The organism is Serratia sp. CY33802, assembly GCF_052169095.1.
GTDB classification, from domain to species: domain Bacteria; phylum Pseudomonadota; class Gammaproteobacteria; order Enterobacterales; family Enterobacteriaceae; genus Serratia; species Serratia bockelmannii.
Map to the genome: position 1 here is coordinate 1 of NZ_JBJNLL010000009.1, position 22,572 is coordinate 22,572.

The 22,572-nt window shown below is 60.4% G+C and carries 20 protein-coding genes and 2 tRNA genes; 16 read left to right on the forward strand and 6 right to left on the reverse strand.

The window, feature by feature from the left end; genetic code table 11:
• The first annotated feature begins 143 nt into the window (after positions 1-143).
• A tRNA-Asp gene (locus tag ACJ8HA_RS20920) sits at positions 144-220 on the forward strand.
• 51 nt (positions 221-271) lie between these two features.
• Positions 272-347: transfer RNA gene (locus tag ACJ8HA_RS20925), tRNA-Trp, on the forward strand.
• A gap of 268 nt (positions 348-615) precedes the next feature.
• Here the strand turns inward: ACJ8HA_RS20925 and hdfR are convergent.
• Entirely contained in the window at positions 616-1,443 is an 828-nt protein-coding gene (gene hdfR / locus ACJ8HA_RS20930) for an HTH-type transcriptional regulator HdfR (protein WP_197769844.1), read from the reverse strand.
• A 119-nt stretch (positions 1,444-1,562) separates the two neighbouring features.
• Between hdfR and ACJ8HA_RS20935 the strand changes: the two genes are divergently transcribed.
• Positions 1,563-1,901 (forward strand): DUF413 domain-containing protein, encoded by a 339-nt coding sequence (locus tag ACJ8HA_RS20935; RefSeq protein ID WP_004929946.1) that lies wholly within the window; start codon positions 1,563-1,565, stop codon positions 1,899-1,901.
• Positions 1,902-1,928: 27 nt separating this feature from the next.
• Here ACJ8HA_RS20935 and ACJ8HA_RS20940 read toward each other — a convergent pair whose 3' ends face one another.
• Positions 1,929-3,452, reverse strand: coding sequence for a YifB family Mg chelatase-like AAA ATPase (locus ACJ8HA_RS20940; protein ID WP_197813123.1), 1,524 nt, complete (start codon positions 3,450-3,452; stop codon positions 1,929-1,931).
• A gap of 341 nt (positions 3,453-3,793) precedes the next feature.
• On the opposite strand from ACJ8HA_RS20940, the gene ACJ8HA_RS20945 reads away from it, so the two are divergent.
• From ACJ8HA_RS20945 to ACJ8HA_RS20990, 10 genes are all read left to right on the forward strand, one after another.
• Entirely contained in the window at positions 3,794-5,026 is a 1,233-nt protein-coding gene (locus ACJ8HA_RS20945; RefSeq protein ID WP_060435232.1) for an MFS transporter, read from the forward strand.
• A 133-nt stretch (positions 5,027-5,159) separates the two neighbouring features.
• Positions 5,160-5,258: an ilv operon leader peptide gene (gene ilvL / locus ACJ8HA_RS20950; RefSeq protein ID WP_013814970.1), complete on the forward strand. Its 99-nt coding sequence runs from the start codon at positions 5,160-5,162 to the stop codon at positions 5,256-5,258.
• A gap of 142 nt (positions 5,259-5,400) precedes the next feature.
• On the forward strand, positions 5,401-7,047 hold the full coding sequence (ilvG, locus tag ACJ8HA_RS20955; RefSeq protein ID WP_043142918.1) for an acetolactate synthase 2 catalytic subunit: 1,647 nt from the start codon (positions 5,401-5,403) through the stop codon (positions 7,045-7,047).
• Positions 7,044-7,301 (forward strand): acetolactate synthase 2 small subunit, encoded by a 258-nt coding sequence (gene ilvM / locus ACJ8HA_RS20960; protein WP_038874702.1) that lies wholly within the window; start codon positions 7,044-7,046, stop codon positions 7,299-7,301. The genes ilvG and ilvM overlap by 4 nt, the downstream gene beginning before the upstream one ends.
• Before the next feature lie 23 nt (positions 7,302-7,324).
• Positions 7,325-8,251, forward strand: a complete 927-nt coding sequence (locus ACJ8HA_RS20965; RefSeq protein ID WP_033636413.1) for a branched-chain amino acid transaminase — start codon at positions 7,325-7,327, stop codon at positions 8,249-8,251.
• A 106-nt stretch (positions 8,252-8,357) separates the two neighbouring features.
• On the forward strand, positions 8,358-10,208 hold the full coding sequence (gene ilvD, locus ACJ8HA_RS20970; RefSeq protein ID WP_015379395.1) for a dihydroxy-acid dehydratase: 1,851 nt from the start codon (positions 8,358-8,360) through the stop codon (positions 10,206-10,208).
• Positions 10,209-10,213: 5 nt separating this feature from the next.
• Positions 10,214-11,758, forward strand: coding sequence for a threonine ammonia-lyase, biosynthetic (gene ilvA, locus ACJ8HA_RS20975; RefSeq protein WP_015379394.1), 1,545 nt, complete (start codon positions 10,214-10,216; stop codon positions 11,756-11,758).
• Positions 11,759-11,870: 112 nt separating this feature from the next.
• Entirely contained in the window at positions 11,871-12,866 is a 996-nt protein-coding gene (locus ACJ8HA_RS20980) for a hypothetical protein (protein ID WP_025304642.1), read from the forward strand.
• Positions 12,866-13,444 (forward strand): hypothetical protein, encoded by a 579-nt coding sequence (locus tag ACJ8HA_RS20985; RefSeq protein WP_025304641.1) that lies wholly within the window; start codon positions 12,866-12,868, stop codon positions 13,442-13,444. Before ACJ8HA_RS20980 ends, ACJ8HA_RS20985 begins: the two co-directional genes overlap by 1 nt.
• 21 nt (positions 13,445-13,465) lie before the next feature.
• Complete coding sequence (locus tag ACJ8HA_RS20990) at positions 13,466-14,167, forward strand: DUF2461 domain-containing protein (RefSeq protein WP_025304640.1); 702 nt, start codon at positions 13,466-13,468, stop codon at positions 14,165-14,167.
• A 9-nt stretch (positions 14,168-14,176) separates the two neighbouring features.
• Here ACJ8HA_RS20990 and ilvY read toward each other — a convergent pair whose 3' ends face one another.
• Positions 14,177-15,067, reverse strand: a complete 891-nt coding sequence (gene ilvY, locus ACJ8HA_RS20995; protein WP_004929971.1) for an HTH-type transcriptional activator IlvY — start codon at positions 15,065-15,067, stop codon at positions 14,177-14,179.
• A gap of 168 nt (positions 15,068-15,235) precedes the next feature.
• On the opposite strand from ilvY, the gene ilvC reads away from it, so the two are divergent.
• A complete protein-coding gene (gene ilvC, locus ACJ8HA_RS21000) occupies positions 15,236-16,711 on the forward strand; it encodes a ketol-acid reductoisomerase (protein ID WP_127147025.1) in 1,476 nt (491 codons plus the stop codon).
• 47 nt (positions 16,712-16,758) lie between these two features.
• Here ilvC and ACJ8HA_RS21005 read toward each other — a convergent pair whose 3' ends face one another.
• Complete coding sequence (locus ACJ8HA_RS21005; RefSeq protein ID WP_043142927.1) at positions 16,759-17,460, reverse strand: LuxR family transcriptional regulator; 702 nt, start codon at positions 17,458-17,460, stop codon at positions 16,759-16,761.
• Between the two features lie 235 nt (positions 17,461-17,695).
• A complete protein-coding gene (locus ACJ8HA_RS21010; protein WP_167324677.1) occupies positions 17,696-18,631 on the reverse strand; it encodes a sugar kinase in 936 nt (311 codons plus the stop codon).
• Positions 18,632-18,869: 238 nt separating this feature from the next.
• Here ACJ8HA_RS21010 and pdeH point away from each other — a divergent pair, with 238 nt between their 5' ends.
• Both pdeH and ACJ8HA_RS21020 read left to right on the forward strand, forming a co-directional pair.
• Positions 18,870-19,661 (forward strand): cyclic-guanylate-specific phosphodiesterase, encoded by a 792-nt coding sequence (gene pdeH / locus ACJ8HA_RS21015; protein WP_043142934.1) that lies wholly within the window; start codon positions 18,870-18,872, stop codon positions 19,659-19,661.
• Positions 19,662-19,751: 90 nt separating this feature from the next.
• The gene (locus tag ACJ8HA_RS21020; RefSeq protein WP_049205996.1) at positions 19,752-21,791 is read left to right on the forward strand and encodes an AsmA family protein; all 2,040 of its coding nucleotides are present in this window, start codon (positions 19,752-19,754) and stop codon (positions 21,789-21,791) included.
• On the opposite strand, the gene ACJ8HA_RS21025 is transcribed toward ACJ8HA_RS21020, so the two are convergent.
• Positions 21,792-22,559, reverse strand: a complete 768-nt coding sequence (locus ACJ8HA_RS21025; protein WP_025304633.1) for a CDP-diacylglycerol diphosphatase — start codon at positions 22,557-22,559, stop codon at positions 21,792-21,794.
• Positions 22,560-22,572: the final 13 nt, after the last annotated feature.

Consider the following 22,572-nt stretch of genomic DNA (forward strand, 5'->3'; position numbering starts at 1 on the left):
CCGATGGTAGTGTGGGGTCTCCCCATGCGAGAGTAGGACACTGCCAGGCATCAAATAAACGTTATCAGTGTGACGACTGGTAATGCGCAAATCGCAAAGCGCGAATTTGCCGGCATCGAGAGATGCAACGTAAAAGAATCGGTGGAGCGGTAGTTCAGTTGGTTAGAATACCTGCCTGTCACGCAGGGGGTCGCGGGTTCGAGCCCCGTCCGTTCCGCCACTTATTTAATTATGCCTGCTTTATTAGCAGGTATAATGTTAAGCGAGATTTAGGGGCGTAGCTCAGTTGGTAGAGCACCGGTCTCCAAAACCGGGTGTCGCGAGTTCGAGTCTCTCCGCCCCTGCCATATTAAGAACCCTTTGCGAAAGCAAAGGGTTTTTTTTTACCTATTATCCCTTCCCTTAGTGCATTCCCGCTTTGGAAAAGAGCGCTTTTGACGCTATATGCCGAGGTTTGCCCGATCCTGGCTGCTTCATGTTCTTCCGAGCTTTACCCTGCACGCCTCCGGATTCTCTTATCGTTTTGCATTATCTTCTCTCAGAAGGCGATGGGCGGCTTTTGGCATGATAGACAGTCATTACCACGATGACGGCATTTAAGGCCGCCATAATGCTTTAGGCTGCGGTATTTAAAGGTATTTTAAGTAATTGCCGAATCAAAGGCTGTTGATCGCTGTTTTGCAACCAGACGGCATACAGTGGGCGGATAATCGGCGGGATCTCAGTAGTGGCCACCAGCTGCGGATACTCCTTTTCCCACTGGCTGGGCAGGAAAGCGCATCCGCCCGTGGTTTCCAGCAACTGACGCGTCAGATGAGCGGAGGTAGTCGTGAGGACTGGCACGTTATCACCTTCCAACATGCGGCTTTCCTGTTGGTGGAAGTCGGCTCCCCATTCCAGCTTGATGTAGGGCATTGGGGCCTGTTTGTCACGATACGCGGATGAGAACAGGCGTAATGAGAAATTGCTCATCTGTTGGCTGGCCAATTCGTCCATCTTCGGCGGTTCGGTGGTGATCAGTAAATCGAGCTGCCTTTCATGCAGTTGTTTTACCAAAGAGTGCCTTAATGCCACCCTGGCTTCGAGCTGCAGCGCCTCGCGTTGTTGATAGAGCGCCTGCAACCAAGGGGTCAGATAGGCCTCCCACAGCGAAGCGGTAGCGCCGATCGACAACTCGGTGTGTTGCAGCGAACGCACGACCTCCTTCTTCGCCAACTGCCAGGTGTTCATCAGGCTTTCGGCATAGGGCAGAAGCCGCTCACCGGCAGGCGTCAGGCGGATATTATTGCGATGACGGGTAAATAAATTTGCGCCCAGCTGGTTTTCTAACTGACGGATGCGGAAACTGACCGCAGACTGCGTTAAGTACAAAGATTCTGCGGCTCTGCCAAAGTGACGCGTTCTACTGACCTCCAAAAAGGTTTTCAGTAATTCGGTATCCACACCTATCTCCAAAAAAATTTGTCGTTAAGATTTAAATGTTTTGTTTTACACGCTGTCAAGCCTATCTAATACTCCGCGCCATAAACAGCACGGCCATAAGAGAATTAGGAGCGTGTCAGATGGCGGATAGCTTCACCACGACCAATCGTTTTTTTGATAATAAACATTACCCTCGCGGGTTCTCCCGTCACGGCGATTTCACCATTAAAGAGGCGCAATTGCTAGAGCGTTTCGGCTACGCGTTTAACGAGCTGGACTCGGGTAAACGCCAGCCAGCGACTGAAGAAGAACAGCTGTTCGTCGCAGTGTGCCGAGGTGAGCGCGAAGCGGCTACCGAGCAGGAAAAAGTATGGGCTAAATATCTGGCGCGCACACGTCGCCCGAAGAAATTCCATACTCTGTCCGGCGGTAAACCGCAGGCTGACGCAGTGGAAGATTACAGCGACAGCGAAGACTAAAGACGATGGGGCCTGCGGGCCCCATTTTCATTCCAGACTGCGATGCAGCTGTAACAACAGACGATCCATACTGCGATAGCCCAGCGCTTCGCTGAGGTGGCGCCTGTCGATCTCAGTATCTCCCGCCAAATCCGCCAGCGTGCGAGCCACTTTCAGGATGCGCTGCCAGGCGCGTACCGATAGCCCTAACGCGTTTAATGTCGCTTCCAGAAACTCGGCGTCTGCCGGCTGCAACACGCAATCCCGTTCTACTTCGCGGTTGCTCAACAGCGCATTGACTTTACCGGCGCGTTCGAGCTGGCGGGCGCGTGCCAGTTGCACTCTTTCCTGAACCAGCTCACTGCTTTCTCCCTGCGTTTGCCGCTTACTGAGCGTACCCGGCGGCAACAGCGGCACTTCGATAGACAGATCGAAACGGTCGAGAAAAGGCCCTGACAGCCGAGCCAGATAGCGCAACACCTGCTGCGGCGAGGCGCGGTTGTGCAACCCCTGATAATGCCCTGTCGGGCTGGGGTTCATTGCCGCGATCAACTGTACTCTGGCAGGGAAACAGACCTTGGCGTTGGCGCGTGAAATCACGATCTCGCCGGATTCCAACGGCTCGCGCAGCGCATCCAGGACCTTACGCTCGAATTCCGGTAGCTCATCGAGAAACAGCACGCCGTTATGCGCCATCGAGATCTCGCCCGGACGCGGCAGTGAGCCGCCGCCGACCAATGCCGCCATCGATGCGCTGTGATGCGGCGCGCGAAACGGCCTCTGGCGCCATGGCAGAGCGCTAAGAACAGGGTGTTGCAAGCTGGCGATCGCCAGGCTTTCCAGCGCCTCAGGCTCCGTCAGCGGCGGCAGTAAGCCCGTCAGTCGGCTGGCCAGCATGGTTTTGCCTGTGCCCGGCGGCCCAATCAGCAGCAGGTTATGCCCGCCGGCGGCGGCGATCTCCAGCGCCCGCTTGGCCTGCTCCTGGCCGATGATGTCGCGCAGATCGGCGTTTTCGTACGCATTGCCGGCTGCGGGAGGTGTGACGGCCACCGGCAGTTCGCCCTGGCCGAGTAAAAAAGCACAGACCTCCAACAGGTGTTGGGCGGTATGGGATTGTGACTGTGCGATCAGGCCGACCTCGGCGGCGTTGTCCGTCGACAGGATCAATTGTCGCCCGGCGTCAGCCGCCGCCAGTGCCGCCGGGATGGCGCCTCTGACCGCACGCAGTGCGCCGGACAGCGCGAGCTCGCCAAGAAACTCGTAGCGTGCCAACGGTGCGAGGGGCAGTTGCTCGGAGGCGGCGAGGATCGCCAGCGCTATCGGCAGATCGTAACGCCCGCCTTCTTTCGGCAGATCGGCCGGTGCCAAATTGACGGTGATGCGCCGGGCGGGAAAGGTGAAACCGTTGTTGATCAGGGCGCTGCGCACCCGATCGCGCGCCTCTTTTACCGTGGTTTCTGGCAGACCGACCAGCGTCAGGCCGGGCAGGCCATTGCTGATATGCACCTCCACCGTCACGGAAGGGGCCTGAACGCCGATGATGGCGCGGCTATAGATTACCGCCAGTGACATATCGCTCTCCTTGCTGAGGGCGGCATGATGCGCGATTTATCCAGGTACCGCGCGGCGTTCTTGGCATTTTTTCCATGAAACTCGCAGCATAATCACTGATTTTCATCGAATTGAACGAGATTGTGCGAACCGCCTCGCAACCTGCGGCAATACCCATTAACAATTCGCTGAAGGCTGCAACACATTAGCGGCCCATACGCATTGCAACCATAGGGTTAACGGGTGTATTTAACAATTGATTAAAAGAAAAATCACTTCTTTAACACACTCCGACCGCCGCCGCAGTCTGCCCGGCAGCCGCTAAACCTCCTGACTTCGTACTCTACGGTAGGGATAACACTATGTTTGGTTGGACCCCGCTGCAACGCAACGCGGCAATTGCCAGTTTTTCAAGCTGGACGCTCGACGCTTTCGATTTTTTCGTGCTGGTATTTTTACTCAGCGACATCGCGCAATCTTTTCACGTCGGTCTGGAACAGGTCACGTTGGCTATTCTGCTCACGCTGGCGGTGCGGCCGATCGGCGCGCTGATCTTCGGGCGTGCGGCGGAAAAATATGGCCGCAAACCGATCTTGATGCTGAATATCGTCTTCTTCTCGGTGTTTGAGCTGCTCTCCGCCGCCGCGCCCTCGTTGACGGTCTTCTTGCTGTTACGAGTGTTGTACGGCGTTGCGATGGGCGGTATCTGGGGTGTGGCGTCGTCATTGGCGATGGAAACCATACCGGACCGCTCGCGCGGCCTGATGTCGGGCATTTTCCAGGCCGGCTATCCGTTCGGTTATCTGCTGGCGGCGGTGGTGTACGGCCTGCTGTTCGAAACGGTCGGCTGGCGCGGAATGTTCGTTATCGGCGCGGCGCCGATCCTGCTGCTGCCGTTTATTTATTATTGCGTGCAGGAGTCGCCGGTGTGGCTGGCGGCACGTGAGCGCAAAGAAAGTACGGCTTTATTGCCGGTGTTGAAGAGCCACTGGAAGCTATGCTGCTATCTGGTGCTGCTGATGGCGGCGTTCAATTTCTTCTCTCACGGCACGCAGGATCTGTATCCGGTGTTTCTGAAAGTTCAGCACGGTTTCGACCCTAAAACCGTCAGTATCATCGCCATTAGCTACAATATTGCGTCAATTATCGGTGGCGTTTTCTTCGGTTCATTATCGGAAAAAATCGGTCGTAAAAAAGCGATCATTATCGCCGCGTTGCTGGCCTTACCGGTGATCCCATTGTGGGCATTTTCCAGCGGTTCGCTAATGTTGGGGATCGGCGCTTTCCTGATGCAGTTCATGGTGCAGGGTGCCTGGGGCGTGATACCGACCTACCTGACCGAACTGGTGCCGGCCAACACCCGTGCGGTGCTGCCGGGGTTCGTGTACCAGCTGGGTAATCTGATCGCCTCGGTCAACGCTACGCTGCAAGCCACCATCGCCGAGCATCATGGGCATAATTACGGCTTGGCGATGGCGATCGTTGCCGGTACGGTGGCGGTGGCGATCGCCCTGTTGGTGTTCTTCGGCAAGGATACGCGCGGCAAGGCGATCACCGACGCGGTGAGAAATCCGGGCGTGCGCGCCAACGTGTGAAAGAGAGGCGATTCGCGTGAGGTATGACCAGATTGCGCCGAATAATAACGCAAAAAAAGTGTTGTCATGTCGCGCGCGGCTGTGGTACCTCTGTAAGCATTAGTTCTGAATGAGCACAGTGAACAAACCCATTATGAAAGCCTTTGCCCAAGTGATTAGCCTAGTCGTGATTAGCGTGGTGGTGATTATTATCCCACCGTGCGGGGCTGCACTTGGACGAAGAAAGGCTTAGCAAACAAGCCGGAATCGCAAGAGAACCCCCGCACCGTCAGGTCCGGGGGTTTTTTATTGGCAAGAGAAAAGTGGAGCAAGGGGCAGAGCATGAAAAACAGAACAAAATCCTGCGGTTGTCGAAGTAAGGCGGGGAAATAACCATGAATGGCGCTCAGTGGGTAGTTCAAGCGTTGCGTACGCAGGGGGTGGATACCGTATTCGGCTATCCGGGCGGGGCAATCATGCCGGTGTACGATGCGCTGTACGACGGCGGCGTGGAACACCTGCTGTGCCGCCATGAACAGGGCGCCGCCATGGCCGCCATCGGCTACGCCCGCGCCACCGGCAAAGTCGGTGTCTGTATCGCCACTTCCGGCCCCGGCGCCACCAACCTGATCACCGGCCTGGCTGATGCGCTGCTCGATTCCGTTCCCGTTGTCGCCATCACCGGTCAGGTGGGGTCCGCGCTGATCGGCACCGATGCCTTTCAGGAGATCGATGTTCTCGGCCTGTCTCTGGCCTGCACCAAGCACAGCTTCCTGGTGGAATCGCTGGACGCCTTGCCGGGCATCATGGCGGAAGCGTTCGCCATCGCCGCCGGCGGCCGTCCCGGCCCGGTGCTGATCGATATCCCGAAAGACATCCAGCTGGCGCAGGGCGACCTGCATCCGCACCTGATGCCGGTCGATGAAGCGCCGGCGTTCCCGGCGGCGGCGTTGGCAGAGGCGGCCGAGCTGCTGGCGCAGGCGCACAAACCGATGCTGTACGTCGGCGGCGGCGTGGGCATGGCCCAGGCGGTGCCGGCGCTGCGCGAGTTCATCGCCGTGACCCGCATGCCGAACGTCGCCACCCTGAAGGGGCTGGGCGCGCCGGATGCGCAAGATCCGCTGTACCTCGGTATGCTGGGCATGCACGGCACTAAGGCTGCCAACCTGGCGGTGCAGGAGTGCGATCTGTTGATCGCCGTCGGCGCGCGTTTCGATGACCGCGTGACCGGCAAGCTGAACGCCTTCGCGCCGCACGCCAAAGTGATCCACATGGATATCGACCCGGCGGAGATGAGCAAGCTGCGCCAGGCGCATGTCGCCCTGCAAGGCGATTTGAAAACGTTGCTGCCGGCGTTGCAGCGCCCGCTGAACATCGCCGCCTGGCAGCAGCAGGTGATGGCGCTGAAAGCCGAGCACGTCTGCCGCTACGATCACCCCGGCCAGCCGATCTACGCGCCGCTGTTCTTGCGCCAGCTGTCCGCCCGCAAGCCGGCCAACAGCGTGGTGACCACCGACGTCGGCCAGCACCAGATGTGGAGCGCGCAGCACATGACGTTCGAGCGCCCGGAGAATTTCATCACCTCCAGCGGCCTCGGCACCATGGGGTTCGGCGTGCCGGCGGCGGTCGGGGCCCAGATCGCGCGTCCGCAAGATACGGTGATCTGCGTCTCGGGCGATGGCTCCTTCATGATGAACGTGCAAGAACTGGGCACCATTAAGCGCAAACGGCTGCCGCTGAAGATCGTGCTGCTGGACAACCAGCGTCTCGGGATGGTGCGCCAATGGCAGCAGCTGTTCTTCGACGGCCGCTACAGCGAAACCAACCTGTCCGATAACCCCGACTTCCTGATGCTGGCCGCCGCCTTCGGCATTCCCGGCCAGCGCATCAGCCGCAAGGATCAGGTGGAGGGCGCGCTCGAGGCGCTGTTCAATACCGAGGGCCCTTATCTGCTGCAGGTCTCTATCGACGAACTCGAAAACGTCTGGCCGCTGGTGCCGCCGGGCGCCGGTAACGAAACCATGTTGGAGGAAATATCATGATGCAGCATCAACTCTCGATCCAGGCGCGTTTTCGCCCCGAAATGTTAGAGCGCGTATTGCGGGTCGTGCGTCATCGCGGCTTTCAGGTTTGTGCTATGAATATGGTTTCCCCGGCCAACGCCGACAGCATCAATATCGAATTGACCGTTGCCAGCCCGCGTCCGGTCGCCCTGTTGTCATCTCAGTTAAGCAAACTGCTGGACGTCTCCTGCGTCGAGATCCAGCAGCCAACATCACAACAAATACGCGCCTGAGGCGCCGAGAAGGATAAATAACAATGACAAAGAAAGCCGATTACATTTGGTTCAATGGTGAGATGGTTCCTTGGGCCGAGGCCAAAGTGCACGTGATGTCGCACGCGCTGCATTACGGCACGTCGGTATTTGAAGGCGTACGCTGCTACGACTCGCATTTGGGGCCGGTGGTATTCCGTCATCGCGAGCATATGCAGCGCCTGCACGACTCGGCGAAAATCTACCGCATGCCGGTTTCGCAAAGCGTTGACGAGCTGATGGAAGCCTGCCGCGCCACGCTGCGCAAGAACAACCTGGTCAGCGCGTACATTCGCCCGCTGGTGTTCGTCGGCGATGTCGGCATGGGCGTCAACCCGCCGGCCGGTTACAAAACGGACGTGATTATCGCGGCGTTTCCTTGGGGCGCTTATCTGGGTGAAGAAGCGCTGGATCAAGGCATCGATGCGATGGTCTCCTCCTGGCACCGCGTCGCACCAAACACGATCCCCACTGCGGCCAAGGCCGGCGGTAACTATCTTTCCTCCCTGCTGGTGGGCAGCGAAGCGCGTCGCCACGGCTATCAGGAAGGCATCGCGCTCGACGTGCACGGCTACATTTCCGAAGGGGCGGGCGAGAACCTGTTTGAAGTGAAAGACGGCGTGATTTACACCCCGCCGTTCACCTCTTCGGCATTGCCGGGCATCACCCGTGACGCGATCATCAAGCTGGCGAAAGACATGGGCTTCGAAGTGCGTGAGCAGGTGCTGTCGCGCGAATCGCTGTACCTGGCCGACGAAGTGTTCATGTCTGGCACCGCGGCGGAAATCACGCCGGTGCGCAGCGTGGACGGCATTCAGGTCGGCATCGGCAAATGCGGCCCGGTGACCAAACAGATCCAACAGGCGTTCTTCGGCCTGTTCAGCGGCAAGACCGAAGACAAATACGGTTGGCTGGATCCGGTAAACCCGTAACGACAAGGCTCGCCGCGCCGCGTGGCGGACGACAAGACAGACAAGATAAGAATATCCAGGCGGTTCGTTCGCCGCCTGTCATAAATACATTTGGAGTGAAAAGAGCATGCCTAAGTACCGTTCCGCCACCACCACCCATGGCCGCAATATGGCGGGTGCCCGCGCATTGTGGCGCGCGACCGGGATGACCGACGCCGATTTCGGCAAGCCGATCATCGCCGTGGTCAACTCCTTTACCCAGTTCGTGCCGGGCCACGTGCATCTGCGCGATCTGGGCAAACTGGTCGCCGAACAGATCGAAGCCTCCGGCGGCGTGGCCAAAGAGTTCAACACCATCGCGGTGGATGACGGCATCGCCATGGGCCACGGCGGCATGCTCTATTCCTTGCCGTCGCGCGAGCTGATCGCCGACTCGGTCGAATACATGGTGAACGCCCACTGCGCCGACGCGATGGTGTGCATCTCCAACTGTGACAAAATCACCCCAGGCATGCTGATGGCGGCGTTGCGCCTGAACATTCCGGTGATCTTCGTTTCCGGCGGCCCGATGGAAGCCGGCAAAACCAAACTCTCCAACCAGATCATCAAGTTGGATCTGGTAGACGCGATGATCCAGGGTGCGAACCCGAACGTCAGCGACGCCGACAGCGAGCAGATCGAGCGTTCCGCCTGCCCGACCTGCGGCTCCTGCTCCGGCATGTTTACCGCCAACTCGATGAACTGCCTGACCGAAGCGCTGGGCCTGTCGCAGCCGGGCAACGGCTCGCTGCTGGCCACCCACGCCGATCGCAAGGAACTGTTCCTCAACGCCGGCAAGCGCATCGTCGAGCTGACCAAACGCTATTACGAGCAGGATGACGAAAGCGCGCTGCCGCGCAATATCGCCAACAAGGCGGCGTTTGAAAACGCCATGACGCTGGACATCGCCATGGGCGGCTCGACCAACACCGTGCTGCACCTGCTGGCTTCGGCGCAGGAAGGCGAGGTGGACTTCACCATGGAAGACATCGATCGCCTGTCGCGCAAAGTGCCGCACCTGTGCAAGGTGGCGCCGAGCACGCAGAAATATCACATGGAAGACGTGCACCGCGCCGGCGGCGTGATCGGCATCCTTGGCGAGTTGGATCGCGCCGGCTTGCTGAACCGCGAGGTGAACAACGTGTTGGGGCTGACCCTGCCGCAGACGCTGGAAGCTTACGACGTGATGCTGACCCGCGACGAAAGCGTCAAGAAAATGTACTCCGCCGGGCCGGCTGGTATCCGCACCACGCAGGCATTCTCTCAGGATTGCCGCTGGGATTCGCTGGACACCGACCGCAAGGAAGGCTGCATCCGCACCCGTGAGCACGCCTACAGTCAGGACGGCGGGTTGGCGGTACTGTACGGCAACCTGGCGGAAAACGGCTGCATCGTCAAAACCGCCGGCGTGGACAAAGAAATCCTCACCTTCCGCGGCCCGGCCAAAGTGTATGAAAGCCAGGACGACGCGGTAGAAGCGATCCTCGGCGGCAAAGTGGTGGCGGGCGACGTAGTGGTGATTCGCTACGAAGGGCCGAAAGGCGGGCCGGGCATGCAGGAAATGCTTTACCCAACCACCTACCTGAAATCGATGGGGCTGGGCAAGGCGTGTGCGCTGATCACCGACGGGCGTTTCTCCGGCGGCACCTCCGGGTTGTCCATCGGCCACGCTTCGCCGGAAGCGGCCAACGGCGGCCTGATCGCCCTGGTGCAGGACGGCGACATGATCGCGATCGACATTCCTCATCGCGGCATCCAGCTGGATGTCAGCGAGCAGGAGTTGGCGGCGCGGCATGAGGCGGAACTGGCGCGCGGCGACGCGGCCTGGACGCCGAAAAACCGTGAACGTCAGGTGTCCTTCGCGCTGCGCGCCTACGCCTCGTTGGCCACCAGCGCCGACAAAGGCGCGGTGCGCGACAAGAGCAAACTGGGGGGATAAGCAGCATGGCGGTCTCTCAACCCCTACCCAGCGCCCCCTGCGGCGCGGAATATCTGCGAGCGGTACTGCGCTCGCCGGTTTACGAGGTGGCGCAGGTCACCCCGTTGCAGGCCATGAGCAAAATCTCTTCGCGTCTCGGCAACACCATTTTGGTGAAGCGCGAAGATCGCCAGCCGGTGCACAGCTTCAAGCTGCGCGGGGCCTATGCGATGATCGCCGGGCTGGACGAAGAGCAGAAGGCGCGCGGCGTCGTGACGGCTTCGGCCGGCAACCACGCGCAGGGCGTCGCCTTCTCCGGTAAACGGCTGGGGATCAAAACGCTGATCGTGATGCCGGTGTCCACCGCGGACATCAAGGTGGATGCGGTGCGCGGCTTCGGCGGCGAAGTGTTGCTGCACGGCGCCAATTTCGACGAGGCCAAAGCGAAGGCAATCGAGCTTTCCCAACAGCAGGGCATGACCTTCGTGCCGCCGTTCGATCACCCGACGGTGATCGCCGGGCAGGGCACGCTGGCGATGGAGCTGTTGCAGCAAGACGCGCATTTGGATCGGGTCTTCGTGCCGGTCGGCGGCGGCGGCTTGGCCGCCGGGGTGGCCGTGCTGATCAAACAGCTGATGCCGCAGATCAAAGTGATCGGCGTCGAAGCGGAAGACTCCGCCTGCCTGCGCGCGGCGCTGGATGCCGGCCATCCGGTGGATCTGGCGCGCGTCGGGCTGTTCGCCGAAGGCGTGGCGGTGAAGCGCATCGGCGACGAAACGTTCCGCCTGTGCCGTGAGTATCTGGACGACGTGATCACCGTGGACAGCGACGCCATCTGCGCGGCGGTCAAAGATCTGTTCGAGGACGTGCGCGCCATTGCCGAACCTTCCGGCGCGCTGGCTTTGGCGGGGCTGAAAAAGTACGTCCAGCAGCACAATATTCAGGGCGAGCGTCTGGCGCACGTGCTGTCCGGCGCCAACCTCAACTTCCACGGGCTGCGCTACGTTTCCGAGCGCTGCGAACTGGGTGAACAGCGCGAAGCGCTGCTGGCGGTGACCATTCCGGAACAGCAGGGCAGCTTCCTCAAGTTCTGCCAACTGCTGGGCGGCCGCTCGGTGACCGAATTCAACTACCGGTACGCCGATGCCGACAACGCCTGCATTTTCGTCGGCGTGCGGCTGACGCGCGGCCACGCCGAACGGCGGGAGATCATCGACGAACTCAACGCCGACGGTTACCAGGTGGTGGATCTGTCGGACGACGAGATGGCCAAGCTGCACGTGCGCTACATGGTGGGCGGGCGTCCGTCGAAGCCGCTGCGCGAACGGCTGTACAGCTTTGAGTTTCCGGAGTCGCCGGGCGCGCTGCTGAAGTTCCTGCAAACGCTGGGCACGCACTGGAACATTTCGCTGTTCCACTATCGCAGCCACGGTACCGACTTCGGCCGGGTGCTGGCGGCCTTCGAACTGGCGCAATCCGAGCCGGAATTCGAGCGGCACCTGCAGGCGCTGGGCTACGATTGCCACGATGAAACCGACAACCCGGCGTTCCGCTTCTTTTTGCAGGGGTGAGTCGGATTGATAAGTAACCGTGACGCATGAGTCAGTTTATGGGTTGCGCGGTTGTGATTTTGTCGTGCATTTTTATACTGCCAAAACTTCTGACGTATAGGGATGCACGACAATGAAAACTGCTTTTTCTACGCCGTTCGGTTCTCCCGAAGACGATTTGACCAACGCCGAGTTTGCCCGCCTGTTGGGCAATACCGGCGTACAAGAATTCTATCGCGATATTAATCTGCAAGCCTTGCAGGACTCGCTGGACTGCAGCCTCGCCTTTCATGGCGTGGGAATTATTTTTTCCGACGGGCAAAACTCATTTTTAGTCCGCCCGACGCAGCACACCGGTTACTCGAACGCTTCGCAGGTTACCCACGTGGTCATCAGCAAAACGGTGGCTCATACCTCGCGCGTTGCCGCGACCAATACGCTGTCGGAAGCGTTGAGCAAACCCAGCGTCAGCAAAGAGCTGGCCTCGGCCGCGCTGTCGTGTGGAACGCTGCTGGTATCGGTCTTTTTACTGGCGTCGGGCAGCGTCGCCGTGCCATTTACCGGCGGTACCAGCTCAGCGGTGGCTTATCTGGGCTATGCCGGCATGGCCGCCAGCGCGTTGCAGTGCGGTAATGGGCTGTACCGCGTCAACAAGCTTTATGACGGGAAAGGCGATGAATTGGCTCAGCTCGATTCAGAGCAGTGGTATATCGCCACCAGTACCGTGCTCGATGTGATCTCGCTGGCCAGCGCCGGGGCTGCCCTGAAGGAAGCGACGATGACCTATCGTGCCATGCGCCGCATTTCGGCGCGCAAGGCGACGGAGTGGCTGAAAAGCATGCCCCGCAGCGAAAGGAAGCGACTGACCGAAAACATCATTCGGGCGGAAAATCCGGGAATTTCCAACAACGTCTTGAAAGAGATGGTGAAGAACGGCCTGTATCCGAAACGCTACCCGACGGAAGCGATCCAAAACGGGCTGCGCCAGCAATTGCACTCGGCGCTCAATAACGCGTTGACGTTTGTCGGCAGCGGCATCAGCGGCACCCTGTCGGCGCCGGTGAATGTGAAAACCACCGGGCAGTATTTTGTGGGCATTATGCAGAAATTGCCGCAGATGGTGAGGTAATGGCGGAGTGGATGATTAAACGCCTGATCGTGCAGGGTCGGGAGATGGAAAGCCAAATCGCGGCGCGCGATCGCGCACTTTTCGCCGGTGTGGATGCGCAGCTCGAGCAGCATTTCATGACGCCGGGCCAGCGGCTGTCGCCGCCGGGCGTCGGCAATGTCATGTTGCTGATGGTGTGCCTGACGTTGGGGCTGGCGGGCGTGATGGGTCTGGTCACGGATGTGGCGGCCGCCTGGAGCGGCAAGACCTCCGCCGCCGTGTTGATGGGCAGCGGCGCGATCGTGGCGGTGTGGATGACGTTGATCCTGTTCCAACTGGTGCAGGGTAAAAACAGCGGGGTGGTATTGTTGCAATATTACCTTGGCATGCTCGGTCTGTGTTGCCTCGGCGCCGCGGCGGCGTGGGCGGCGGGCATGACCGGGATCGCCACCGGCGCCCTGCTGCTGGGGGGCGTGGTTGGCGGTGCGCTGTTCAGTAACCGGGCGGCGTTCTACCTGTATGTCGCCTATTTCCGCACGCGTCGGCGCGTGTTTATCAAACGCCGTTGGCAGAGGGAAGATCTGCGCAACACCCGATAAACCGTCAGAACGGAAAAACTTATGACGCAACCTTTCTCCGGCTTTAGCCAGCAGGGCCTGAATTTCCTGCAGCAGGTGCGGATCGAGAACGATAAGGCCTGGTTCGACGGCAATCGCGACATCTACGATCGCGAGCTGCTGGCGCCGTTTCGCGCGCTGGTGGAGCAACTGGCTCCCGGCATGCTGGCGATCGACCCGCAGTTCGAGACCCGCCCGGCGATCGGCAAAACGCTGTCGCGCATTCATCGCGATACGCGGTTTTCTCACGATAAATCGCGCTACCGCAGCCGCATGTGGCTGACGTTCAAGCGCCCGAGTAAAGACTGGAAAGACGCGCCGGTCTACTTTTTCGAACTGGGGCCGGACATGCTGCGCTATGGGCTCGGCTACTACAGCGCCAACAAGCCGACCATGGATCTGTTCCGCCATACGCTGAGGCAGCGGCCGCAGCCTTTCCTGGAGGTGGCCGCCTGCTGCCGGCCGCCGTTCGAGCTGGTGGGCGAGCGCTACAAGCGCCCGCTGGTGAAGGAACAGGCGGCGGAGATCGCCACCTGGTACAACCGCAAGTCGTTTGCGGTGATGGTGACGGACAGCGAAGTGGAAAAGCTGTTCAACGCCGATCTGGCGCCGCTGCTGGCCGGGGCATTTTTGCAGCTTGAGCCGCTCTACCACTGGTTGATGCAGGTAGAGACGATGAAGCAGATCGATCCGGCAGACCTTTGAAACCCCGCGTCAGCGGGGATGCAGTAACCGCCAAAAGGCGTCGATCAACGGATCGCTGAGGCGCTTTTTCTGAACGCAGACCCCCAGTTCAAACGGTTCGACCATCGAGATGTTATCCAGCTGCGAGATGCGGTTACGTACCGGCTCCGGGCTGTTGTCCACCACCACGCTTGGGATCAGCGCGATGCCGCAGCCCAGGGCCACCATCGACACGATGGCCTCGTGGCCGCCGACGGTAGCGTAAATCAGCGGATTGCTGATGCGATGGCGGCGGAACCACAGCTCGATGCGTTTTCGCGAGGGGCCGTGCTCCGGCAGGATGAAGGGGATCTCGGCCCAGTCGGGCTTGTCGGCGAACGCCTGGCTGCGCACCGCACAGGGCAGCGCCGGCGCGATCAGCACCAGCGGAATTTCGCCGATTTTGGTGAACGCCACGCTGGCGGGCAGCGTTTCCGGCCGGCCGGCGATGCCGAGATCGGCCTCGTTGGATTGCACCTTGTCGACCGCGTCGGCGGCATCGCCGGTGGTCAGCTTGATCTCTACCAGCGGGTGCTGCGCACGAAAGCGATCGAGGATCGGCGGCAGGTGGCTGTACGCCGCGGTCACCGAGCAGAACAGCCGCAGTTCGCCGCTCAGCGAAGGGCCGTGCTGGCCGAGCGAGTGCTTCAGCTGCTGATACTGCAGCAGCGTTTGCTGGGCGAATTCTTTCAGCTGTTCGCCGGCGTCGGTGAGCTGCACGGTGCGGTTATCGCGCAGGAACAGCGGCTGCCCGAGGATCTCTTCCAGCCGCTGGATCTGGCGGGAGAGCGTCGACGGGCTGACGTGCATCGCCTTGGCGGTGCGCCCGAAGTGATGGCTTTCGGCCAGATGCAAGAACAGCTTTAAATCACGTAAATCCATATCGATACGCTCGCAGTGAGAGTGTTGCAAAAATTGCAATGTCACGTTCTCAATATATCAATTTAAGCAACGCATTTCCTGTTATACATTGAGTTTAACGAATCTCCGCACAGACAGGGCGGGGAATGAAAATAACAATGCAAGACAACATCAAACCGGAGTACCACCATGGCTAACTATTTCAACACATTGAACCTGCGTCAGCAGTTGGCGCAATTGGGTAAATGCCGCTTTATGGCGCGCGACGAATTTGCTGACGAAGCCGGCTACCTGAAAGGTAAAAAAGTGGTGATTGTCGGCTGTGGCGCCCAGGGCCTGAACCAGGGGCTGAACATGCGCGATTCCGGTCTGGATGTCGCCTATGCCCTGCGCAAAGAAGCGATCGACGAGAAGCGCGCTTCCTGGCGCAAGGCGACCGAAAACGGCTTTAAGGTCGGCACCTACGAAGACCTGATCCCGCAGGCGGATCTGGTGGTCAACCTGACGCCGGACAAGCAGCACTCTTCCGTAGTGCGTGCGGTGCAGCCACTGATGAAAGACGGCGCGGCGTTGGGTTACTCCCACGGCTTCAACATCGTTGAAGTGGGCGAGCAGGTGCGCAAAGACATCACCGTGGTGATGGTCGCGCCGAAGTGTCCGGGCACCGAAGTGCGTGAAGAGTACAAGCGCGGCTTCGGCGTGCCGACTCTGATTGCGGTTCACCCGGAAAACGATCCGAAAGGCGAAGGCATGGCGATCGCCAAGGCCTGGGCGGCGGCGACCGGCGGCCACCGCGCCGGCGTGCTGGAGTCTTCCTTCGTCGCTGAAGTGAAATCCGATTTGATGGGCGAGCAGACTATTCTGTGCGGCATGCTGCAGGCGGGTTCGCTGCTGTGCTTCGACAAGCTGGTTGCTGAGGGTACCGATCCGGCTTACGCCGAGAAACTGATTCAGTTCGGCTGGGAAACCATCACCGAAGCGCTGAAGCAGGGCGGTATCACCCTGATGATGGATCGCCTGTCCAACCCGGCCAAGCTGCGTGCTTATGCGCTGTCCGAACAGCTGAAAACCATCATGGCACCGCTGTTCCAGAAGCACATGGACGACATCATCTCCGGCGCTTTCTCCAGCGGCATGATGGCCGACTGGGCGGAAGACGACGTGAAACTGCTGACCTGGCGCGAAGAGACCGGCAAAACCGCGTTCGAGAATGCGCCGCAGTTTGAAGGCAAGATCGGTGAACAAGAGTACTTCGATCATGGCGTGCTGATGGTGGCGATGGTGAAAGCAGGCGTCGAGCTGGCGTTCGAAACCATGGTCGATGCCGGTATCATCGAAGAGTCGGCTTACTACGAGTCACTGCACGAGCTGCCGTTGATCGCCAACACCATTGCGCGTAAGCGTCTGTATGAAATGAACGTGGTCATCTCCGATACCGCGGAGTACGGCAACTACCTGTTCGCCAACGCGGCGGTGCCGTTGCTGAAAGACTTCATGACCACTCTGCAGACGGGCGATTTGGGCAAAGCCGTGGCGGGTACGGCGGTGGACAACGCGCAACTGCGCGACGTGAATGAAGCGGTGCGCAGCCACCCTATCGAAACCGTTGGCCGTAAACTGCGTGGCTACATGACTGACATGAAACGCATCGCCGTCGCGGGCTGATTTTCCGCAAGGCAAAGCACAAAGAGCCGGCAGCGATGCCGGCTTTTTTATGCTTCCGGCGGTGCGATAAGCTGCCGCTCGAGACAGCGCCGGATCGCGTGTTTGGCGTTCGTGACCCCCAGCTTACGCACCGCATTGCCGATGTGAAACTTCACCGTACGGGTTTTGATCCCCAGGATCAGTGCGATCTCGTGGTAGGTTTTGCCCTGGCTGGCCCAATAGAGAATTTCCCCTTCGCGCGGCGAGAGTCGATCCGTCCGGTTCGCCTCGGCATTGGCCAATGTCAGCGCGTGCTGGTGGGTATCGACCAAGACCATCTGCAGGTTGGCCCTTTCGTCTTCCATCAGCTGCCGCAGTTCGGCGTCATCGGCCGCCGTCGCGCTGATCGACAAGATCGCCAGGTTGTTGTCGTGATCGTGCAAAACAAAGCTGCAGCCGTGCACGATGTCGTACTCCCGTGCCTGGCTAAAGATCTTCCGGTAATGCCGATCCTCGGTGGTGATTGGGGTGTCGTGCCACATAAAGGGCGCGCAGCGACTATGGGCGGCGCGCACGACGGGGTCGATGCGTTGATAGCGATTGTCGCTGTAGATGTTCAGCCATTCTTGCGGGTAGCTCGATACCAACAGATGGCGATCGGGATGGTGTTTGTTGAAGGTCAAATAAGCATATTTGAATCTGCCGAAGGCGTGCAGCCGGCTGTCCAGATGCAGTCTTGCGGCGACGGCGTTGGCGAATGCGACGGCCATCGGTAACCTCCCTGTCGTTCGGCGATTCAGCCCGACCTGCACCAAAGTCCAGCTAGTCAGTGCGGCGGATTGAAATTTATACTCGGCTAATAAATTCAAAAAGTCGGCAATGCCAAGACCTGAGCTTAGCAGTTCTGGGTATCAATAAGCCAACGCCAGGGAAATTCTTCAATCATCCTCTCATCAATACGTCTGGGAGCCATTGCGCCGGCGGCGAGGTCACCTCGCCGTCGTCTTATTGGTTGGGCATCGCTGCTGCGGGAATGATGGCGCCGCGATGTTGGATCACCGATGCGGCGAGCAGATGGCCGCGCTGCGCCGCCTGCTGGGCGCTGCCGCCGTTCAGGCGTACCGCCAGGTAACCGGCGCTGAAAGAGTCGCCTGCTGCGGTGGTATCCACCACGCGCTCCGGCGGCAGTGCGATCGCCGGTACCTCAAGCCGCTCTCCCTCCACGCTGAACACCAGACAGGCATCCGCGCCGCGTTTGATAACGATCTCGCCGACGCCGAGCGCCTGTGTGCGTGCCACCACCTGTTCAACCGGCTGTGCTCCCCACAGCAACGCTTCGTCATCCAGCGTCAGGAAGGCGATGTCGGTGCAGGCCAGCACCTCGCGGTAGGCCAGCTGCGTTTCCTCACGGCTTTGCCACAGGCGCGGACGGTAGTTGTTGTCGAAGATAACCTGGCCGCCGTTGGCGCGGCAGCGGCGCAACAGCGCCAGCAGCTTCGTGCGGTCGGCAGGCGCGAGGATCGCCAGGCTAATGCCGCTGAGATACAGGTAATCGAACTGCGCCAGCCGGGCACACAGTGCGTCGGCCTGCGGTCCCGCAAGCCAATACCGGGCGGCGGCGTCGTTGCGCCAGTAGTAAAAGGTGCGTTCGCCGGCGGCGTCGGTTTCGATCACGTACAGGCCCGGCAGTTTGTTGTCCAACTGCTGAATCAACCCGGTTTCGATGTTCTCCTGCCGCCAGGCCAGCAGCATCTCGCCGCTGAAGCTGTCGGTGCCGAGTGCGGTGACGTAATGCACCTGCAGCGTCTGTTCCGGCATTTGGCGGGCAAGGTAGACGGCGGTGTTGAGGGTATCGCCGCCAAAGCCGCGCGTCAGCTGTGCGCCCTGCTGTGACAGCTCGATCATGCATTCGCCGATCACGGCGAGATTTCGGATAGTCATCGTCAATAAGCCCTGGCTAAAGAAGAAGCAACAGCCGCCAGTCTCCACATAAGGCGGTCAGGGAGTCAATAAATTAAAACAGTGTTTTAATTTTTTATGATCGCGATCGACCAACGCCAACAGGGTGAAGAGGAAAGCCTGCGGTAATTCGTGCTTAAAGTTTTACGCGGCGCGGCCGATAAGCTGGGTAAAGAAACAGCGGCAGCGCTCTCACTTCCCCGCCACGGCGATAGTACCGATGATAACCAACCTGATCTCGGGTCTGCTGGCGCCCTGTTTTGCCCTCTATGCCTGCGCCAAATCGCGGCGCTACTGGCGGCAATGCCGGCGCTTGTATACCTTCCAGCCGATTTATCGCACCAGCGGCGCGTTGCTGGCGGTGGAACTGCTGACGGCGGTGTATCACCCTAATGAGCCGGACAAACGGCAATCCCCGGAACAGTATTTTGCCTCGCTCGGCGTCGCCCAGCGTTTGCGGGTGATCCAGGAGCAGTTGGCGCTGTTGCAGCGCTGGCAGGCGTTGTTCATTCGCCACGCGGTGATGGTGTCGGTCAATATCGATGGTATGGCGCTGCAAGCGTTGCAGCGTCATGATGCGTTGCAACGGCAGATCGCCGAGATGCCCTACCTGCGCTTCGAGCTGGTGGAGCAAGCCGCAACGGCGTCAAACCGCCCGTTACAGCAGATCGTCGGCGGCGAACGGTTGTGGCTGGACGATTTCGGCAGCGGGCTGGCCAACTTCTCCGCCGTCGGCGCCTGGCGCTATCAATACATCAAGGTGGCGCGCGAATTGTTCACCTTGCTCAAACAGTCGGAAGAGGGCGTACAGCTGCTCGGCACCCTGATCAAGATGATGAATCAGCACAGCGACGGGGTGATCGTCGAAGGCGTGGAAACCGAACAGGAGTGGCGGCTGGTGCAGCGTTCCGGCGCGTTGGCCGCGCAGGGTTACTATCTTTCCCGCCCGGCGTGCTTTGAAACTTTACACAGCGTACCGACGCTGTTTGCCGCGCCCGGCGCGCCGGCGTGAACTCCGGCCTATCCTCAGCTAGGCTTAAACGGGGCTGCTCATTCCTTTTCCTTTCATTCGGCAGCCCGGTTTATGTGCTGAGGGAGCCCTATGACAAGAACAGGAAAGGTTTTCAGCTGGCTGGGCGGCATTGTGCTGCTGGTGCTCGCCGCGCTGGCGATCTTCATCGCCACCTTCGACTGGAATCGACTCAAGCCCACCATCAACGACAAGGTGTCGGCCGAACTGCGGCGGCCCTTCGCCATCCGCGGCGATCTGGGCGTCGACTGGTCGCGTAACCCGGATGAGGGCGGCTGGCGCGCCTGGGTGCCCTGGCCGCATATTCACGCCGAAGACGTGTGGTTGGGTAATCCGAAAAACATCCCCGGCGACAGCATGGTGACGCTGCAGCGCGTCGACGCCAGCATCGCACCGCTGGCGCTGCTGAGGAAAGAACTGCTGATCCCGCGCATCTGGCTCAAGCAGCCGAATGCGTCGTTGCAACGCCTGGCCAACGGCGACAACAACTGGACGTTTGACCTGGCCGGCGGCCAGGATCCCAAGCAGCCGCCTTCCGCCTGGTCGTTCACTGTGCACGATATCGTGTTCGACAAGGGACAGATCGCCTTTAAAGACGCCACGCTGAAGGCGGATTTCCGCGCCGTTATCGATCCGCTCGGCAAACCGCTGCCGTTCAGTGAAGTGACCGGCAAACAGAGCGGCGGCAAGGTCGCTACACCCGATTATGTTTTCGGCTGGCAGGTGAAAGGCAAATATAACGGCGAACCGCTGAGCGGCAGCGGCAAGATCGGCGGCATGCTGTCACTGCAGAGCGCCGATCTGCCGTTCCCGCTGCAGGCCGACGTGCGCTCCGGCAGCACCCGGGTGGCGGTGGCGGGCACCTTGTCCGATCCGCTGAACCTCGGCGGCCTGGACGTGCAGCTGAAATTTTCCGGTGAAAGCCTGGGGAATCTCTATGGCCTGACCGGCGTGCTGCTGCCGAACACGCCGCCGTATGCGACCGATGGCCATCTGATTGCCCGCCTGCACCAGCCGGGCGGCGCCGTGTTCGAATATCAGAAATTCGACGGCAAAATCGGCGACAGCGACATTCATGGCGACTTGAAATACGTTGCCGCTAAACCGCGGCCGACGCTGAGTGGCGCGGTGAGCTCCCGGCAGCTGAGGCTGGCGGATCTGGCGCCGCTGATCGGCGCGGATTCCAACGCTGCCAAAGCCGGCCGCGGCGAGAAGAGCCGCCAGCCGGCGGATAAGGTGCTGCCGGTTGAACAGTTCGATACGCAAAGCTGGAGCAAGATGGATGCGGACGTGAAGTTTGCCGCCGCGCGCATCGAGCGCGGCAGCGATTTACCGCTGAGCGATCTGGCCACGCACCTGAAGCTGAACAATGGCGAGTTGCGTCTGGATCCGCTGCGCTTCGGCATGGCGGGCGGCAGCCTGAACGCCGTGGTGCGCCTCGACGGCGGCAAAAAGCCGATGCGCGGCCAGGTAGATATGCACGCGCGCAAACTCCAGCTCAAACAGCTATTGCCTAACGTGGCGGCGATGAAGCGCAGCCTCGGGCAGATGAACGGCGACGCGAGGCTGACGGGCAGCGGTAATTCAGTGGCCGAGCTGCTGGCGACCAGCAACGGCGATCTGCGCCTGCTGATCAATAACGGGGTGATCAGCCGTAGCCTGATGGAGATCCTCGGTCTGAACGTCGGCAACTATCTGGTGGCGCAATTGTTCGGTGACGACGTGGTAGGCATCAACTGCGCGGCGGCGGACGTCGGCATCCGCAGCGGCGTCGCCGCGCCGCGGCTGTTCGTGTTCGACACCGAGAACGCGGTGATCAACATCACCGGTAACACTAACCTCGCCACAGAGCGGCTGGATTTATCCATCGATCCGGAAAGCAAGGGGATGCGCGTGCTGACCCTGCGATCGCCGCTGTACGTGAAAGGCACCTTCAAGCACCCGGACGCCGGGGTGAAAGCCGGGCCGCTGATCGCGCGCGGCGCGGCGGCGGTGGCGTTGGGGGCGGTGCTGACGCCGGCGGCGGCGCTGCTGGCGCTGGTCTCGCCCAGTGAAGGCGGCGAGGAGAACCAGTGCGGGCAGATCCTGCGGGAGATGAAAGGCAAAAAATAATCAGGCGCGCGGCGGTGGCGTAAGCAGCCGGCAGTCGTGATCCTGGATCTCTTCCGCCGAGGCCAGGGTGAACGGCAGCAGGCTGCGTTCGGTCGCCAGCAGCAGGAAATCGCCGTCCGGCAGCGCGGTCATCGCCAGGCCGAAGCTGCCCATGCGCCCGTCGGCGCGCGGCAGGCCGGCAGCCAACAGGCGGAAGGCGCCCTGTTGCTCCAGCTCGGCAGGGGTTACCCGCCGCCCCAGATAGTCATGCCCCAACAGGCCGCCGGGCAGCGGTTGCCATTGCTCGATGAAATCGGGGCCGATCTGCGCCAAGCGCTGTTTTACCGCCGGCAACAGGCAGGAGATATGAATGTGCAGCTGGTTTTGCGTGCGGCCATATTCCGAATTGATGGCCAGTGAAATATCACCGTCGTCGATGGGTTTGCCATAGCGTTCCGCCATCACGTGGCGCGCGCGCCAGGCCTGGGCGAAGAAATTCGGCGTGGCGGCATCCAGCACCGCCGGGCTTTCTATCCCGGTGATTTTGGCGCTGGGCATCAGCAGGTATTGCAGCGGTCCGTTGCGATCTTTAAACACCACGAAGCCGGCCTGCACATCCACCTGCTTGCAGGGCGCCGGGTTGTCATGCGCTTGCTGATTGGGCAGACATTGCTGGCTGACGATGCGCCACAGCGCATCGGGATGGTCGGGCTTCAACCCGTAATAGAGCGCGATGGCGAGAGCCGCCAGCAGCGCAACGCAGACAAATACCCCACGACGCAGAGACATCGGCCGATCCTGT

Coding starts and splice junctions, on each gene's coding strand:
- ilvL (WP_013814970.1), top strand. CDS start 5,160: ATGAAAGCCTTTGCCCAAGTGATTAGCCTAGTCGTGATTAGCGTGGTG.
- ilvD (WP_015379395.1), top strand. CDS start 8,358: ATGCCTAAGTACCGTTCCGCCACCACCACCCATGGCCGCAATATGGCG.
- ACJ8HA_RS20940 (WP_197813123.1), bottom strand. CDS start 3,452: ATGTCACTGGCGGTAATCTATAGCCGCGCCATCATCGGCGTTCAGGCC.
- ACJ8HA_RS20990 (WP_025304640.1), top strand. CDS start 13,466: ATGACGCAACCTTTCTCCGGCTTTAGCCAGCAGGGCCTGAATTTCCTG.
- ilvC (WP_127147025.1), top strand. CDS start 15,236: ATGGCTAACTATTTCAACACATTGAACCTGCGTCAGCAGTTGGCGCAA.
- ACJ8HA_RS20935 (WP_004929946.1), top strand. CDS start 1,563: ATGGCGGATAGCTTCACCACGACCAATCGTTTTTTTGATAATAAACAT.
- ilvA (WP_015379394.1), top strand. CDS start 10,214: ATGGCGGTCTCTCAACCCCTACCCAGCGCCCCCTGCGGCGCGGAATAT.
- ilvG (WP_043142918.1), top strand. CDS start 5,401: ATGAATGGCGCTCAGTGGGTAGTTCAAGCGTTGCGTACGCAGGGGGTG.
- pdeH (WP_043142934.1), top strand. CDS start 18,870: ATGATAACCAACCTGATCTCGGGTCTGCTGGCGCCCTGTTTTGCCCTC.
- ilvY (WP_004929971.1), bottom strand. CDS start 15,067: ATGGATTTACGTGATTTAAAGCTGTTCTTGCATCTGGCCGAAAGCCAT.
- ACJ8HA_RS21025 (WP_025304633.1), bottom strand. CDS start 22,559: ATGTCTCTGCGTCGTGGGGTATTTGTCTGCGTTGCGCTGCTGGCGGCT.
- ACJ8HA_RS20980 (WP_025304642.1), top strand. CDS start 11,871: ATGAAAACTGCTTTTTCTACGCCGTTCGGTTCTCCCGAAGACGATTTG.
- ACJ8HA_RS20945 (WP_060435232.1), top strand. CDS start 3,794: ATGTTTGGTTGGACCCCGCTGCAACGCAACGCGGCAATTGCCAGTTTT.
- ilvM (WP_038874702.1), top strand. CDS start 7,044: ATGATGCAGCATCAACTCTCGATCCAGGCGCGTTTTCGCCCCGAAATG.
- ACJ8HA_RS21005 (WP_043142927.1), bottom strand. CDS start 17,460: ATGGCCGTCGCATTCGCCAACGCCGTCGCCGCAAGACTGCATCTGGAC.
- ACJ8HA_RS20985 (WP_025304641.1), top strand. CDS start 12,866: ATGGCGGAGTGGATGATTAAACGCCTGATCGTGCAGGGTCGGGAGATG.
- ACJ8HA_RS20965 (WP_033636413.1), top strand. CDS start 7,325: ATGACAAAGAAAGCCGATTACATTTGGTTCAATGGTGAGATGGTTCCT.
- ACJ8HA_RS21020 (WP_049205996.1), top strand. CDS start 19,752: ATGACAAGAACAGGAAAGGTTTTCAGCTGGCTGGGCGGCATTGTGCTG.
- ACJ8HA_RS21010 (WP_167324677.1), bottom strand. CDS start 18,631: ATGACTATCCGAAATCTCGCCGTGATCGGCGAATGCATGATCGAGCTG.